Source organism: Promicromonospora sp. NPDC060271 (genome assembly GCF_042726755.1).
In the GTDB taxonomy this organism is placed as follows: domain Bacteria; phylum Actinomycetota; class Actinomycetes; order Actinomycetales; family Cellulomonadaceae; genus Promicromonospora.
This window is the reverse complement of record NZ_JBHXBG010000127.1, coordinates 1-16,435: the sequence shown is the minus strand read 5'-3', so window position 1 is coordinate 16,435 and position 16,435 is coordinate 1. Positions and strand designations below refer to the sequence as shown.

Here is a 16,435-nt window from a genome sequence, read left to right as displayed (position 1 = left end):
GCCTCCGTCGGAGGCGGGCCTGCTGTGTTGTCTGCGTGCGAGCAAGCCCCGTGCAAGCCGCGCGGCCTACTGCCTCGACAGGTCCGAGACGGGTATGGCTACCTCGCGCGATCGCAGGAGGCCGTCGACGACGACCACGGCCTCCTTGCCGCCGGCCCAGCCCGGCCGGACGGTCTTCACGATGCCCTCTGTGCCGCGCTCGGTGCTCGACGCCCCCGTGACCCGCACCATGACGCCTGTGGCGATCCCGTCGCCCATAACATTCTTCTTTCTGTAGTCAGTTCGGGCCGGGACGATCAATGCACGTGCGTCTGGTAATCGCTCAGCTCGGTGGGTGAATGAGACTGCCAGCGCTCTGGTGCGGCGTCAAGGTGAATGTGCAATGTTGATTTATGGCGTCACGCCTTCATTCATGCCCTACATTTTCTTGCCACGGAAGGGCAATTCTCGTAGGTTTTTAACCCTGCCCTGCAAAGCCTGCAGGATTGTTCGCAATTCGGTCGGAACTACCCGATATCGCGCAGTGCCGACTGCACGACCACCGTGTCGGCGCCGTACCTGTCGTCCGCGTAGCGCTGGATGCTGCCGTCGTCGTAGACGGCGGTCACCCAGACGTAGCCGTTCTCGAACCAGCCGCTGAGGGCGCCGAGGTGGTCGTACACCTCGTTCTGGAGCTCGTGGGCCTCGGGTTCGGACGTCTCCGGTCCGAGCGCGCCGGCGTTGTCAGGATCGAGGCGGGGATCCTCGGGTGGCGCCGGCCGCTCCGTCGGGGCCGCGGCGGCCTCGGTGAGGCGGAAGGTCTCGCCGTCCCAGGAACCCTCCACCTCGTACGTGCCCCAGGTGGTGTCCTGCGCGGACTCGGCCTCGACGGCGTCCCAGTCCCAGCCGGCTATCTCCGGGCCGCCGCACTGGGGCGGGTACGACTCGGCGACGCCGCCCAGGCAGAGCTCGGGCGGGCCGTCGCCCTGCTGGAGGACGGTGGCGATGGCCGTGACCTGGCCCGGCGCCGCCGGGGTGGGCGGCGCTGTGGCCGAGCCGGCGGGGCCGTCCTGGGCGGCGCAGGCGCTCAGCAGCAGCACGCCGGCCAGGCCGGTGCCGAGGAGTCGTCGTGGTGCTCGTAGCGGCTTCATACTCGGCATATGTTTGCGTGACCACTGCACTTGCACGTTCGTGCACCAGATTCTCGGTAAACGCTTGCCCCGTGCGCGGGTCCGGGGCTAGCGTGTCCACACAAGAATATGTCAAGACATAAGATCAAACGGCCTCCAGCGATCCACCGGCAACACAGCAACCACCCGGCTACACAGCACAGGCGCTCAGGGTTGAGCGCCGACGAGGAGACACAATGAAGCGTCAGTACCTGACCCGCTCGCTCGCGGCCGCGTCGATCACGATCGGCGCGCTCGTGCTCGCCTCGTGCTCGAGCGGTGGCGGCGGCTCCGATGACGAGGTCGTGCTCCAGCTCATGCAGTCGGGCGACGTCAACCAGGGTGGCGGTTACGCCAAGCTGGCGGAGAAGTACTTCGAGGAGACCGGCGTGCGCGTCGAGGTCGTCGAGGTGCCGAACGACGACCTGCGCACGCGGCTGCGCACCTCGGCGCAGGCGAACGACCTGCCGGCCCTCGCGGCGTCGCCGTCGACCGACCCGGCATGGACGGAGCGCCTGCTCGACCTGACCGACATCTTCGACGAGGTCGGCGTCATCGACACCCTCTCGGTCGCCGACCCCGCCGACGGCAAGGTGAAGGCCCTGCCGACCACCCTCACCGCCGTCGGCATGTTCCTCAACAAGTCGCTGTGGGACGAGGCAGGCGTCGAGTACCCGACGACGCTCGACGAGCAGTGGACGTGGGACGAGTACGTCCAGAAGTCGAACGAGGTCGTCGAGGCCACCGACGCGGAGTACGGCGTCGTCATGGACGGTTCCGCGCACCGCCTGCGCTCCTTCCTGTTCGAGTTCGGCAGCGAGGGCGTCACCGAGCAGCCCGACGGCACCTGGGCGCTCGACGAGAAGGGCGCCGAGGCGCTCGCGTACTTCAAGAAGCTGCACGACGACGGCGTGATGCCGCAGGCCGTGTGGGGCGCGGCGGACGACCCGAGCGCGACGTTCAAGTCGGGCCGCGTCGCGGGCTACATGTCGGGCGTCTGGCAGATCGCCGACTTCCAGGCGACCATCACCGACTTCGAGTGGGTGTCCGTGCCGCTGCCGCAGCAGCCGGTGCGCGCGACCAACTACGGTGCGGCGTCGTGGATCGTGGCGTTCGACGGTACCGGCGTCGAGGAGGAGACCCTCGCCTTCATCAAGTGGCTGTACTCGGAGGAGAACTACCGCGAGTACTGCGAGATCTCCGGGTGCCTGCCCGTGCTGGACGGCCTCGACGTCACCTACAAGGAGGACGCGTACGCCTTCGACCTCTACAACGGTGAGATCGCCGAGTCCCCTGCGTTCTCGGCGCTCCAGACGACGGACGGCGTGCTGAACGGCTACAAGGGCAAGGCGATCGACTCCGAGCCCCTCTTCGACGAGACCGTCAAGTTCATCAACGACGAGCAGACGCTCGAGCAGACGGTGGAGAACATCAACAAGGTCTCGACCGAGCAGATGGCCGACTGAGCGCGACGCACGAAAAAGGCTCCTCATGACTCTCACCACCTCGGGTCCGTCCTCCTCCGCCCCCGTGGCGGAGGAGGACGGGCGGCGCGCCCCGCGTCGCCGACACAACCGCTACCTCCTTGCCCCTTTCGTCTTCACGATCGGCACGGCCGCGCTGTTCGGCCTGTTCTTCCTGTGGCCAGGAGTGCTCGGCCTGTCGTACTCGCTGACGGACTTCCGCGGGTGGGGAGATCCCGAGTTCGTCGGGCTCGCCAACTACCTCGAGCTGTTCCAGGACGGCGAGTTCTACCAGTCGCTCGGGCGCACGTTCGTGTACGCCGCGTTCTCGGTGCCCGTCGGCTACTGCCTGGCGCTCGCCATGGCGGTGGCCCTCACCTCGAAGGGCGCACGGGGCAAGACACCTGCCCGCATCGTCTTCTTCATGCCGTGGCTGGTGTCGCCGATCATCGCCGGTGTCATCTGGCGGTGGATGTTCGGCGAGAGCTTCGGGTTCGTCAACTACATCATCCGGCTGCTGGGCGGCGAGGCGGTGCCCTGGGCGAGCAACGCCGACCTGTCGCTGTTCGTCGCGGTGCTCGCGTCCGCATGGGGCGGCGCAGCCTTCAACATGCTGCTGTTCATCGCGGCGATCAGCAACGTGCCGCAGTCCTACTACGAGGCCGCTGAGCTCGACGGCGCGAACGGCTTCCAGCGGTTCTGGTACATCACGCTGCCGTCCATCGCTCCGACGTCCGTGCTCGTCATCCTGCTGTCGTCGCTCGGCTCGATGAAGGAGTTCGCGATGATCCAGGCGCTCAACGGCGGTGGGCCCGGCACGCAGAACCGCCTGGTCGTGCAGTACATCTACGAGACCGGGTTCGAACGCTCGCTCGTCGGGTACGCGGCCGCCGCATCGATGGTCCTGCTGGTCATCCTCATGGTCATCGCGATCATCCAGCTCCGTATCAGCAAGAGGAACAACGCATGGTGACGACGGACACGCCAACGGTGGCGCCGAAGAAGTACGCGAAGCCAGGCGGGCGCAGGCTCGGCGAGATCCGCCGCAGCATCGTCCCGACCACGATGCTGTGGGTCATCGCCGTGCTCATGGCGTTCCCCCTGCTGTGGTTCCTGCTGTCGTCGTTCAAGCCGGGCGGGGAGCTGTTCACGTACCCGCTGTCGTTCTTCCCGCGCGAGTGGACGCTCGCGGGGTACGAGGACGCCTTCGAACGCGTCGACTTCCTGCGCTACTTCACCAACACGATGGTCGTCGCGACCGTGACGACGGCCATCACGGTGTTCCTGTGCGCGTCGACGGGTTACGCGCTCGCCAAGTACAGGAACCCGTGGCTCCACGTGCTCGGCCTGTGCATCCTGTCGATGACCATGCTGCCGGGCGAGGTGATCCTCAACCCGCTGTTCATCGTCGTGCGCGACCTCGGCCTGTACAACTCGCTGCTCGGCGTCATCATGCCGTCGGTGCTCACCCCGACCGGTGTGTTCATGTTCCGCCAGTTCTTCCTGACGATCCCGGACGAGCTCCTGGACGCCGCGCGCATCGACGGCGCGAGCGAGTACCGCATCTTCCTCGGCATCATGCTGCCGCTGGCGCGGCCCATCATGCTCACGCTCGCGATCGTGTCGTTCCACTGGCGCTGGAACGACTACATCCTGCCGCTCATCATCCTGGGCGATCCCGATCAGTTCACCCTGCAGATCGCCCTGCGCGCGCTCGTCGGCGCCGAGAACATCAACTGGAGCGTGCTGCTGGCCGCCTCGGTGCTGTCGATGATCCCGCTGGTGCTGCTCTACCTGGTGTTCCAGAAGTACATCACCTCCTCGAACATCAACGCCGGACTCAAGGACTGAGCGGTGCACGTACCAACGTCCGCCATCCTGGGGCGGGTCGACCGGTGGCTCGGCGAGTACCTGGCCGACGCCGTCACCGCGGGGGCCGTTCCGCTCGACGTCGCCGCCTGGACGGTGCCGGGCGAGCCGGGCGGCGCCGGCGAACCGGTCGTGTTCGCCGAAGTACCCGACCCAGCGACGTTCGCGCCGGTCGCCCCCACCTTCGAGTGGGGGCGGCCCTGGGGCACCACCTGGTTCCAGGTGTCCGGGCGCGTACCGGAGGGCTGGGCGCCCGACGACAGGCACCGCGTCGAGCTCTCCCTCGACCTCGGCTTCAACGGCGCCAAGCCGGGGTTCCAGTGCGAAGGGCTGGTGCGCACGACCGCCGGGCGCGTGGTGAAGGGCCTCGAACCCCGCAACCACCACGTGCCGCTCGAGGCGGCACCCGGCGAGCCGTTCGAATTCCTCGTCGAGGCCGCGGCCAACCCGGACCTGTCGGGCGGCGACGACTTCAAGGGGGCACGTGCCTACGCGCCGACGCCGCTCGGCGACCCGCGGAGCGCGCCCGACGTGCCGCTGTACCGGCTGGGACGGCTCGAGATCCGGCGGGTCGACACAGTGGTCGAACGTCTGGTCCGTGAGGTGACCGTGCTGCGCGGCCTCGCGCTGGAGCTGAGCGAGCACGAACCGCGCCGGGCCGCGCTGCTGGCGGGCCTGGACCGCGCGCTCGACGAGCTCGACCCGGGCGACCCCGCTGCGGCGGCACCCGCCGCGCGGGCCGTGCTCGCCCCCCTGCTCGCCTCGCCCGCGGCCGCTTCGGCGCACCGCATCGTCGCGACAGGTCACGCGCACATCGACTCCGCCTGGCTGTGGCCCAGCAGAGAGACCGTACGGAAGGTCACCCGGACCTTCGCGAACGTGGTCGACCTCATGGACCGGGACCCCGACGCGGTCTTCACGAGCTCGTCGGCGCAGCACTTCGCCTGGCTCAAGCACCAGGAGCCCGAGCTCTACGGGCGGGTGAGGCAGCGCGTCGCGGAGGGCCGCATCGTCCCGGTCGGCAACATGTGGGTCGAGTCCGACGTCAACATGCCCTCGGGCGAGTCGCTGGCGCGGCAGCTCCTGCAGGGGACGCGCTTCTTCGAGCGCGAGTTCGGCGCACGCAGCGACGTCGGCTGGCTGCCGGACTCGTTCGGCTACCCGGGCGCGCTGCCGCAGCTCCTGCGCAAGGCGGGGCTGCGCTGGTTCTTCACGCAGAAGATGTGCTGGAACGACAGCAACCCGATGCCGCACCACACGTTCCTCTGGGAAGGTATCGACGGCACACGCATCCTCACGCACTTCCCGCCGAACAACACCTACAGCGGCGACATGCGACCCACCGAGCTCGCCCGCAGCGTGCGCAACTTCGCCGACCACGCGGGAGCCTCGCACTCCCTCATGCCGTTCGGGTACGGCGACGGTGGCGGGGGACCGACGCGCGAGATGATGTGGGACGCACGCCTGCAGTCCGATCTCGAGGGTTCGCCGCGGGTACGGTTCGGCACCGCCGACGCCCTGTTCGGCAGCATCGAGCGCGAGTACGCGAGCCCGCCCGTCTGGTCGGGCGAGATGTACCTGGAGTTCCACCGAGGCATCTACACCTCACAGGCGCGGACCAAGCGCGGCAACCGGCGCAACGAGCAGCTGCTCGTGGAGGCCGAGCTCTGGTCGGCGAGCGCCACGCTGCGCACGGGCGCGCCGTACCCGTACGACGAGCTCGACGAGCTGTGGCAGGAGGTGCTGCTGCTGCAGTTCCACGACATCCTGCCCGGCACCGCCATCGCCTGGGTGCACCGCGAGGCCGAGGCCGCGCACGAGCGCGTCACCGAGCGGCTGGAAGGTCTCGTCGACACAGCGCTGCGGGCGCTCGCGGGTTCGGGAACGCGTGACCTTGCGGTCAACGCGGCGCCGTTCGCGGCTTCGGGCGTTCCCGCGTTCGGCGGGACCGCGGACGTCGATGCGGCCGCGGCTGTGGTCGCCTCGGTGCTGCCCGACGGCGGCGTCGAGCTGGCCTCGCCCGGCCTGCGGGTAGAGATCACCCCGAACGGGCTGATCGCGCACGCGGTGGATCTCGCGTCGGGGCGCGATCTCGTGCCGCCGGGCCGCGCGGCGAACCTGCCGCAGCTGCACGTCGACGCCCCCGCGAAGTGGGACGCGTGGGATCTCGACCGCTCCTACCGCGCGAACGCCGTCGACCTCGTCGACGGCACGGTCACCTTGCACGACGACGGCAGCGTGCGCATCGAGCGGACGTTCGGCAGCAGCCGCATGACGCAGACCGTCACGGTCGTCGACTCCGCCGTGCGCATCCGCACGGAGGTCGACTGGCACGAGCGCCGCCGCATGCTCAAGCTCGCGTTCCCGCTCGACGTCCATGCGCAGGACGCCGCCTACGAGACGCAGTTCGGGTACGTGCGCCGTCCGCTGCACGCCAACACGTCCTGGGACGCCGCACGCTACGAGGTGTGCGCGCACCGTTGGGTGCACGTGGGCGAGCCCGGCTTCGGCGTCGCCGTGGCCAACGACGGCGTCTACGGGCACGACGTCACGCGCGACAGCGTCGACGGCCACGTCGTCACCACCGTGCGGCAGTCGCTCCTGCGCGCGCCGACCTTCCCCGACCCGGAGGCGGACCAGGGGCGGCACGCCTTCACCACGGTGCTCGCGCCCGCCCCGACGACCGACGATGCGCTGCGTGCGGGCGCCCGGCTCGGCGCCCCGCTGCGCCGGATCACGGGTGCCGCGGCTCCGGCCCCCGTCGTCACGGTCGCCGGTGTCGACGGTGCGCCGACCTCCGCCGTCGTCTCGGCGGTCAAGCTCGCCGACGACCGCTCCGGCGACCTGGTCGTGCGGGTCTACGAGAGTCGCGGCGCGCGCACCCGCGCGACGCTGCACGCGGACTTCGCCGTGGCCGAGGTGGTCGAGTGCGACCTCGTCGAGACGCCGCTCGCCGTGCTCGCCCACGGGACCACCGCCGTGGTGGACGACGGGGGCGACGGCACGGGCATCGTGCTGCGTCCCTTCGAGGTGCTGACGCTGAGGGTAAGAGGGGGCCAGGCATGACCGAGGTGGACGAGGCGTTTCGCCGTGCGGTGATCGAGGCGGCGGACACGGCGGTGGACGGGGTGCTCGCCACGGCGGCGGCCGACGTCCACACGGGGTACATCGGGCTGTACCGCGCCACGATGCGGGACATCAAGCTGCTGGTCGCCGCCTACCTCGCCGAGGGCGGGCGGCACGCCGGGGACGCCGCGCTCGTCTCGCGCGCCGTGACGTGCGCGGAGGCGCTCGCGGGCATGCAGGCGGCGTCCGGCCTGTTCGTCGGCGGGGACAACGTCGAGTCGCCGCCGGACACCGCCTTCGCGATCAACGACGTGTGCGACACGCTGGAGCTGATCCGCCGTGCCGCCGCGCCGGCGCTCGCGCCGCTCGACCGGCTGCTCGGCGCCGTCGCCGATGCGGCGGCCCCCGCCATGGTCGCGGGTGGCGTGCACACGCCCAACCACCGGTGGGAGCTCGCGGCGGTCCTCGCGAGGCTGCACCGGCGTCGTGCCGACCCCGCGGTGCGGGCCCGGGCCGAGCAGTGGCTCGCCGAGGGCATCGACCTGCAGAGCGACGGGATGTTCTCCGAGCGCAGCGCGAACTACGCGGTGTTCGTGTCGAACCCCTCGCTCTCCCTGATCGGAGACGTCTTCGACCGCCCGGACGTGCACGACGTGGTGGTGCGCAATCTCGAGGCCACGCTCGGGCTGATCCTTCCCGACGACACCGTCGAGACGGTGCACTCGCGGCGCCAGGACCAGCACGGCGAGCGGTACCCGCTCGCGCCGTACCTGCTGGCGTACCGGCGGTTCGCGATCGAGCGAGCACGGGGCGACCTCGCCTGGGCGGCGGAGCACGCCGCCGCCCAGGGCATCGTCGAACCCCAGACGGTACTCACCGAGCTGCTGCTCGACCCGCGCCTCGCACAGCCTCTTCCCGACGCCGAATCACCCGCCGCGACGCGCCGCGCGGAGTGGGCGGCGTCGCGGCTCGTCGTCGACACGAACCCGACGCGAACGCTCGTGCTCTACGGCGGGTCGGACTACTCCAGCCAGCGACGTATCCGCTCGGGACTGGCGAACAACCCGACCTTCCTTCGGCTGTTCGCCGGCGAGGTGGTCCTCGACTCGGTGCGGCTGTCCCGCGACTTCTTCGGGCTCGGCCCGTTCCGCGCGGCGCAGCTGGAGCACGACGGCGATGCGGTGGTGCTCGTCGAGCGCCTGGAGGGGCGTTACTACCAGCCGCTCGCGGAAGGCGACCGGCGCGCCGACGGTGCCTACGACCTGGCCGACGAGAGCCGGTTCTCCGCGGCGATGTCCTTCGCGGACCGCCAGACCGAGACGGTGGTGCTGCGCACACGGATCGCCGCGCGGCCGACCGAGGACGGCGTCGAACTGGAGATCACCACCGACGGGCCAGAGCTGCCCTGGGCGCTCGAGCTCGCCTTCCGGGCCGGCGGTACGTTCGAGGGCGGGGCGGAGGTCGCCGACGGCGCGGCCGAGGTCGCCGACGGCGCGGTGCGGCTCGACTCGGGTACCGCGCGTTACCGCCTGGGGGCCGGCGCCGTCGAGTTCGGCCCCGGCACCGGCGCGGCGGGCCCGGCCCGCTACCAGCCCGGGGAGGACTACACCTACCTCGGGGCGACCGATGCGGTGGGCGGGAGCCGGGCGTACATCGTCGGCAGCTCGCCGGGGGTCGCGCGCGTCTTCGTTCGCGCCGTCTGAGAGCAGCACCTCGTCCGGTCGGGCCTGCGGTCGGTATGCCTGAAGGGTGTCGCAGGGGCCGGCCGGGTCCGTCCGGCGTCGCATTTCTGCTGTGGGCGGATGGCCTGATCCTGTCGAGCGGATCGAACATGTGTCGGATAGGTTGGTGTCATGACGCGAAGCGGTGAGATGCCATCCCGGACGGCCGACGGGCCCGACCCGTCGGGGCCGTTCGCTGGCACGACCGCTGGCACGACCGCTGGCATGACCGCTGGTGTGGGCGGTGTCGTCGACGCGGCCGGTGTGCGGGCGTTGCGTGAGTTGCTGGCGACGATGATCCTGCCAGGCGGTACTGACACGGCCTCGTCGGTGTCGAGGCAGACGCAGGCCGAGTGGGTAGACCTTCTTGGGGAACTCGAAGCCGTGAAGAACACTGTGACCGCGACGCAGGCGCGGCTGGCCGTGGCGTTGGAGGAGGCCACGAAGGCGGACGAGGCGCGGCAGGGCGTCCGGGCGGAGCGGCGGGGTCGTGGTGTGCCGAACCAGGTGGGTGCGGCGATGCAGGCGAGCCCGTATGCGGGTGGTTCGTTCCTGGGCACGGCCCGGGTCTGGGTGACGCAGATGCCGCTCTCGTCGTGGCGGGCGACGCTCCTGGTGCGTGAGACGTCGCACCTGTCGGTCGAGGACCGGGTCCGGGTCGATGAGGAGGTCTGCGGGCCGGCGCGCCTGGCGGCGCTTGGCCGGATGGGGACGAAGCGGTTGGTCGCCCGGATCAAGGAGCTTGCCGGCCGGTTGGACGTGCATGCGTGCGTGAAGCGGAACGCGAGGGCGGTCTCGGAACGTGGTGTCTCGGTGCGTCCGGCACCGGACCTGATGGTGTACCTGACCGCGTTGGTCCCGATGCAGCAGGGTGTGCAGGCGTATGCCCTGCTGAAGGCCCAGGCGGACGCGGCCAAGGCCGCGGGTGATGAGCGGGGTGCCGGGCAGATCATGGCCGACACCCTGATCGAACGCGTCACGGGCCGCGAGCCGGGCAGGGCTGATGCGGTGCCGGTGACGATCAATCTGCTGGTTTCTGACCAGACCCTGCTCGCCGACGGTGACGAGTCCGCGGTGGTGCTGGAGGGTGCCCCGGCGGGGGTGGGCACGGTCCCGGCCCCGGTGGCGCGGAACCTGGCCGCGCAGGGGCTCGACGCCGACGCGGCGTGGTTGCGGGCGGTCTATGTCGATCCCAGGGGCCGCCTGTTGGCGACGACGTCGACGTCCCGGTTCCATCCCCGTGGTTTGGCGCAGTTGTTGCGTGCGCGGGAGCAGGGCGTCTGTGCGTCGTCGTGGTGTGACGCGCCGGTGCGGCACATCGACCACATCACCCCGCATGCGGAGGGCGGGCAGACCGGCCTCGAGAACGGGCAGGGGTTGTGTGTCCGGTGTAATCACGCGAAGCAGGCACCGGGGTGGTCGCAGCGGGTGATCGAGGTCGACGGCCGGCACGCCGTGGAGACGACCATGCCCACGGGGCACACGTCCGTGTTCGTCGCGCCCGCACCACCACGGCCGGTCGCACCCGCGGGAGACGTGAGCACGGGGCACGAGCAGACACAGACTGCGCCCCGGTCGCCTGACGCTGTGCCGGAGCCGAACCTGGTCAACGGGCCGGACCCCCGAACGGAAGAGGTCAAGGACGGCGCCAAGCCCCCGTCACCGTCGTGGACCCCGGCGGTCGGCATGACCGGGCCCGCACCCGGGCGGGTTCCACGCAGCCGGTACAGCATCGGCTGCACCGCCCCGCGTGCCCGTGGCGTGATCGCCTACCGCCCACCCGGGCGACACGAGCGGGTCGGTCCCGGGCGCCGGCCACGGTCGCGACCCGACCTCACCTGGGCACACCCACCCGGCGCACGTACATCCGAGGTGCCTGCTCACTGAACCCGCCGACCGCCGCGAACCCACCCTCGCGGCGGCCATCGGCATGCCCGGACGTCCTGCAGGCACCTCGTGCCAGCGCCCAGCCACGAGAGACTGAGGCGGTGCAGCACAACGACGAGAAGGTCCTGTCCGGTGGGTTCGTCTCGACGGTGACCCGGCGGGGCGACGAGGTGCATCGGTCGATGGCCGAGCGGCATGAGTACGTGCACGAGCTGCTCCGGTTTCTCGAGGAGCGCGGCTGGCGCGGCGCACCCCGGCTCGTGCGGGTCGAGCCGCCCGCGACCGAGGTGCTCAGCTACCTGGACGGCCTCAGCGGAGCCGACGGCGCCGTGCGCCGGGCCGCGGCGGAGCCGTCCTGCCTGGCCGCGCTCGCCCGGCTGGTGCGCGAGCTGCACGACCTGACGGCCGGCACCTCGCTCGCGGGCGACTCGGAGGTGGTGTGCCATCACGACGTCGACCCGCGCAACACAGTGTTCCGGCAGGGGAGGAGCGGGATCGAGCCGGTCGCGATGATCGACTGGGACATCGCCGGGCCGGGCCGGCGGATCGAGGACGTGGCGCACCTGGTCTGGCAGTTCGTCCCGCTGAGGCCGGGGACCGACGTCGGCCGCGCGGCGCGGGCCCTTGCGACGGTGTGCGACGCCTACGGGCCGGTGCTCGACCGGTCAGAGCTCCTGCCGACGGCGCTCTGGTGGCAGCGTCGGTGCGCCGACGGCATCGATGCCGGTGCGCGGGCCGGTGAACCCGCCATGGTCCGGCTCGCCGAGCTGGGCATTCCGGACGACGTGCGGCGCCAGGCGACCTGGACCGCGGAGCATGCGCAGGAGCTCGGAGAGCTGCTCTGATACCGGCCTGCCGCTCGACGGCGCCCCGCGGCCGGGCCACACTGGCACCGGCGCGGGACACCCGGGTCCGCCAGCCGGAACGGAAAGGGCACCATATGGCCGACCACGCGGACGTCCACCGACGCAGCCTCGCCGACCCCGAGGAGTTCTGGGGCGAGCAGGCGGCTCTCGTCTCGTGGTTCCGCAGACCCGCCCGTGTGCTCGACGCAGACAGCCCGCCGTTCTACCGCTGGTTCCCCGACGGCAGGCTGAACACCTGCTACAACGCGCTGGACCGGCATGTCATCGCGGGTCGCGGGGACCAGGCCGCGCTGATCTACGACAGCCCGGTCACGGGCACCTCCGGGACGGTCACCTACGCCACCCTGCTGCAGGACGTCGCGGCGTTCGCCGGCGCCCTGCGCAACCTCGGCGTCGAGCAGGGCGACCGCGTGGTGCTCTACCTGCCCATGGTGCCGGAGGCGGTCGTCGCGATGCTGGCCTGTGCCCGGCTCGGCGCCGTGCACTCCGTGGTGTCCGGCGGGGTCGCGGCGGACGAGCTGGCCCTGCGGATCGACGACGCGCGGCCGAAGGTGGTCGTGTCCGCGTCGTGCGGCATCGAACCCACCGGGGTCGTCGAGCACAAGCCGCTGCTGGACCGGGCCCTGGAGCTGGCCGACCACGAGCCGTCGTCGTGCGTGGTGCTGCAGCGGCCGCAGGCCACCGCGACGCTCGTCGAGGGGCGGGACCTGGACTGGGCCATCGCCATGCGCGCCGGCCGGACCAACCCCGCCCCGTGCGCGGAGGTCGCGGCGACGGACCCGCTCGACATCCGGTACACGCCGGGCGGCACGGGGAGACCCGAGGGCATCCTGCGCGACAACGGCGGCCACGCCGTCGCCCTGGCCTGGTCCATGCGCGACCTCTACGACGTCGGGGTCGGCCAGGTCTGGTGGACGGCGTCCGACGCCGGCTGGGACGTCGGCCACTCGTACCTCGTCTACGGGCCGCTGCTCGTGGGTGCCACGACGGTGCTGTACGAGGGCAAGCCGGTCGGCACGCCGGACGCCGGGGCGTTCTGGCGGGTCGTCGCCGAGCACGGCGTCGAGGCCCTGCTCACCACCCCGACGGCGATCCGGGCGATCGAGCAGGCGGACCCGGAGGGAATCCTCGTGGCCGGCCACGACACCTCCTCCCTGCGGCACCTGTTCCTCGCGGGGGAGCGGCCCGACCCGGGCACGGACGAGTGGGCGGGGCGCGTCCTCGGCGTGCCCGTGATCGACCAGTGGTGGCAGACGGAGCTCTGAGCGCCCTGGAGCCGGTGCCGCGGCGGGGGTGACATCTGTCATGCGCCTGTGGGCATTCCTCCGGGCCAGGTCGTGATCGGCGACACTTACCGGCGCACGCGTGTCGTCCGAGGGTGGGTACATGAGGCGAACCCACTTCAGCTCCCCGTCCCCGGACCCGACCGGCGCGCCGTACCAGGGCACGTCGGACGACGCGCGACGCCGCGTCCGCCCAGCACGAGCGCGCGGCCGGGGCGTTGCCCTGCTGGCCGTCCTGGGACTGGCCGGTGCGCTCGCGGCACCCGCGGCGGCCGCCGTCCGGCCGGCGACCGCCGAGACCGGTGGCCGGGCCGCTGCGCAGGTCGAGTGGGGCGAGTGCCCCGCCGACGTCGCCGACGAGGCGGCTCCCTACGTCCTGACCTGTGCCAAGGTGCCCGTCCCGCTGGACTACGCCGACCCCGACGGCGAGCAGATAGAGCTCCAGATCTCCCGGATGACCGGCGACAAGCCGGCCGAGCGCCGCGGCGTGCTCCTGCTCAACCCGGGCGGGCCGGGCGGATCCGGGCTCGCCCAGTCCGCGCTCCTGATGTCGCGCGGCCTGCCCGACAGCGTCCTCGACACCTACGACCTGATCGGCATGGACACCCGCGGGGTGGGCCACTCGACCCGTATCGACTGCGGGTTCACCGCAGGCAGCGGCTACTTCAGCAACATCCCGCCGTACGCGGTCGACGACGCCGCGGTCGTCGAGCACGGAAAGGTCGTCAAGGCCGCGGCCGAGCAGTGCGCCGCCAACGACGAGAACGGGCTGCTCCGGCACGTGTCGACGGCGAACATGGCGCGCGACCTGGACAGCATCCGCGCGGCGCTGGGCGAGGAGAAGGCCAGCTACCTCGGCTACTCGTACGGTTCCGCGCTGGGCGCCGCGTACGCGTCGATGTTCCCCGACACGGCCGACCGGGTGGTGCTCGACAGCAACGTGGGCGACACGCACCTGAACCAGGAGCGTCTGCGCACGTTCGCCCTGGGGATGGAGCAGACGTTCCCCGACTTCGCGAAGTGGGCAGCCAAGCGGCACACCGCATACGGCCTCGGCCGGACGCCGGCCCAGGTGCGCGCCACGTACTTCGAGACCGCCGAGGAGCTGGACCACAGCCCCGTGCAGGGGGTCGACGGCGCCCTGTTCCGGCAGGTCGTCTTCGGCGGGCTCTACAGCCCGCTGAGCTACGGCCGGACGGCGCAGATCTGGCAGTCGCTGCGCGACGGCGACGCGACGGCGGCTCGGAGCCTGCTGGACGAGGCGTCACCGCTCTCCAACGCGCTGTCCGTGTTCGCGGCCTCGACCTGCAACGACAGCGAGTGGCCCGAGGACGTGGCGACGTACCGGCAGGCCGTGGCCGAGGACCGTGCGAAGTTCCCGATGTTCGGCGCCGCGTCGGCCAACATCCTGCCCTGCGCCTACTGGTCCGAGCCGGTCGAGCCGCCGGTGCGGATCTCCGACGAGGGTCCGCGCAACGTGCTGATCCTGCAGAACCGCCGTGACCCGGTCACCCCGCTGGCCGGCGGCCAGCGGCTGCACGAGAAGTTCGGCGACCGGTCCCGGCTGGTGACCGTCGACGGCAGCGGTCACGGCGTCTACGCGCTCGGCGACAACGCGTGCGCCCTGAACGTCGGGACGACCTACCTGGTCGAGGGGAAGCTGCCCAGGCGCGACGTCGCCTGCCCGGCGGGCTGACGGGTCGTGGCACACGGGAGCGCGCGGTCCTCCGGGATCGCGCGCTCCTGCCGCCGCCCGCACCGGCGCCGCGCTAGGGTGGCGCGGTGCAACGCCCCGGAGACCTTGGCCTCGTCCCGGAACCTGCGTCGACGCAGGTGCCGGGCGGATCGGTGCTGCTGGCGGACGGCGCAGGCATCGGCGCAGACCCCGTGCTGCGGCCCGCGGCGCGCTGGTGGCGCCGCGTCACGGAGGAGGCGTTCGGCCTCGACCTGGTGCCGGCGGCGACCGATCGCAGCTCCGTCGTCTTCGCCCTCGCGCGCGGCCTGGCGGCCGGCGGTTACAGCATAGACGTGCGTCCTACGGGCCTGGTGAGGGTCGAGGCCGCAGACCTGGCGGGCGCCCACGCCGCCGCCCAGACCCTGCGCCAGCTCGCCGGTCCGGACGCCTACCGCCGCGGCGGCACCGGCCCGCTCGAGCTGCCGGTGGTGCGCATCGCGGACCACCCGCGCTTCGAGTGGCGGGGCGTCCTGCTCGACGTCGCCCGCCACTTCCTGCCCAAGCACGACGTGCTGCGGTTCATCGACCTCGCCGCCGCCCACCGGCTCAACGTGCTGCAGCTCCACCTCACCGACGACCAGGGCTGGCGCGTGCAGATCCACCGCTACCCCGAGCTGACACGGACCGGCGCGTGGCGCCGCGAGTCCACCGTCGGCACCTGGCGCACGGGAGCGAAGGACGGCCGGCCGCACGGCGGGTTCTACACGCAGGACGACCTGCGCGAGATGGTCCACTACGCCCGCGACCGGGGCGTCACGGTGGTCCCGGAGATCGACGTGCCGGGCCACGTCGAGGCGGCCGTCGCCGCCTACCCGGAGCTTGGCACGCGCAAGGACCGCAGCGCGGTCCGCACGACGTGGGGCATCAGCCAGGACGTGCTCGACCCGTCCGAGGGCTCGCTCGCGTTCTTCCGGCACGTGCTCGACGAGGTGCTGGACGTCTTCGACGCCCCGTGGATCGGCCTCGGCGGCGACGAGGTGCCGCCAACCCTCTGGCGCGAGTCGCCACGGATCGTCGAACGGGCCGGTGCGCTCGGCCTGGTCGGCAAGGACGGGACCCCCGACGTCGCCCAGCTGCACGGCTGGTTCGTCGCCCGGCTCGCGGAGCACGTGTCCGACGCCGGCCGCCGCGCCGTCGTCTGGGACGAGGCGATGTCGCCGATGCTGCCGCGGGACGTGATCGTGACCTCCTGGCGCGGTTACGCCCAGGGTGCGGCAGCACTCGATGCCGGGTATGACGTCGTCATGGCACCTGAGCAGGCCGTCTACCTCGACCACCGCGCCGGGGAGCACCCGGCCGAGCCGATCCCGGTCGGCTTCCTCCGCACGCTCGAGGACGTCCTGGCCTTCGACCCCCTCCCTGCCTCGTTGAGTGCTGGGTATTTGTGGGGTCAGGAG

11 protein-coding genes and 1 pseudogene are annotated in these 16,435 nt (G+C 71.5%); 10 read left to right on the top strand and 2 right to left on the bottom strand.

Features of this window, described 5'->3' with window-relative positions:
• Positions 1-66: 66 nt before the first annotated feature.
• Positions 67-258, bottom strand: coding sequence for a hypothetical protein (locus tag ACFWE2_RS18255; RefSeq protein WP_377225636.1), 192 nt, complete (start codon positions 256-258; stop codon positions 67-69).
• A 248-nt stretch (positions 259-506) separates the two neighbouring features.
• Entirely contained in the window at positions 507-1,130 is a 624-nt protein-coding gene (locus ACFWE2_RS18250; RefSeq protein WP_377225635.1) for a hypothetical protein, read from the bottom strand.
• Positions 1,131-1,345: 215 nt separating this feature from the next.
• On the opposite strand from ACFWE2_RS18250, the gene ACFWE2_RS18245 reads away from it, so the two are divergent.
• The 10 genes and pseudogenes from ACFWE2_RS18245 to ACFWE2_RS18200 form a co-directional block, all read left to right on the top strand.
• A complete protein-coding gene (locus ACFWE2_RS18245; protein WP_377225634.1) occupies positions 1,346-2,614 on the top strand; it encodes an ABC transporter substrate-binding protein in 1,269 nt (422 codons plus the stop codon).
• A gap of 25 nt (positions 2,615-2,639) precedes the next feature.
• Positions 2,640-3,584 carry a carbohydrate ABC transporter permease gene (locus ACFWE2_RS18240; protein WP_377225633.1) on the top strand — a complete coding sequence of 315 codons (945 nt, stop codon included), beginning with the start codon at positions 2,640-2,642 and terminating at the stop codon, positions 3,582-3,584.
• Positions 3,578-4,462, top strand: coding sequence for a carbohydrate ABC transporter permease (locus ACFWE2_RS18235; protein WP_377225632.1), 885 nt, complete (start codon positions 3,578-3,580; stop codon positions 4,460-4,462). Before ACFWE2_RS18240 ends, ACFWE2_RS18235 begins: the two co-directional genes overlap by 7 nt.
• A 3-nt stretch (positions 4,463-4,465) precedes the next feature.
• The gene (locus ACFWE2_RS18230) at positions 4,466-7,546 is read left to right on the top strand and encodes an alpha-mannosidase (RefSeq protein WP_377225631.1); all 3,081 of its coding nucleotides are present in this window, start codon (positions 4,466-4,468) and stop codon (positions 7,544-7,546) included.
• Entirely contained in the window at positions 7,543-9,249 is a 1,707-nt protein-coding gene (locus ACFWE2_RS18225) for a hypothetical protein (protein ID WP_377225630.1), read from the top strand. Before ACFWE2_RS18230 ends, ACFWE2_RS18225 begins: the two co-directional genes overlap by 4 nt.
• A gap of 312 nt (positions 9,250-9,561) precedes the next feature.
• Positions 9,562-11,154 (top strand): HNH endonuclease, encoded by a 1,593-nt coding sequence (locus tag ACFWE2_RS18220; RefSeq protein ID WP_377225637.1) that lies wholly within the window; start codon positions 9,562-9,564, stop codon positions 11,152-11,154.
• Positions 11,155-11,255: 101 nt separating this feature from the next.
• Complete coding sequence (locus ACFWE2_RS18215; protein WP_377225629.1) at positions 11,256-11,999, top strand: phosphotransferase; 744 nt, start codon at positions 11,256-11,258, stop codon at positions 11,997-11,999.
• A gap of 95 nt (positions 12,000-12,094) precedes the next feature.
• Positions 12,095-13,279 (top strand): annotated as a pseudogene (locus ACFWE2_RS18210) (AMP-binding protein); the annotation flags it as partial.
• A gap of 127 nt (positions 13,280-13,406) precedes the next feature.
• A complete protein-coding gene (locus ACFWE2_RS18205) occupies positions 13,407-14,999 on the top strand; it encodes an alpha/beta hydrolase (RefSeq protein ID WP_377225628.1) in 1,593 nt (530 codons plus the stop codon).
• A gap of 86 nt (positions 15,000-15,085) precedes the next feature.
• A partial coding sequence (locus tag ACFWE2_RS18200) for a beta-N-acetylhexosaminidase (RefSeq protein WP_377225627.1) occupies positions 15,086-16,435 on the top strand: 1,350 nt, incomplete at its 3' end.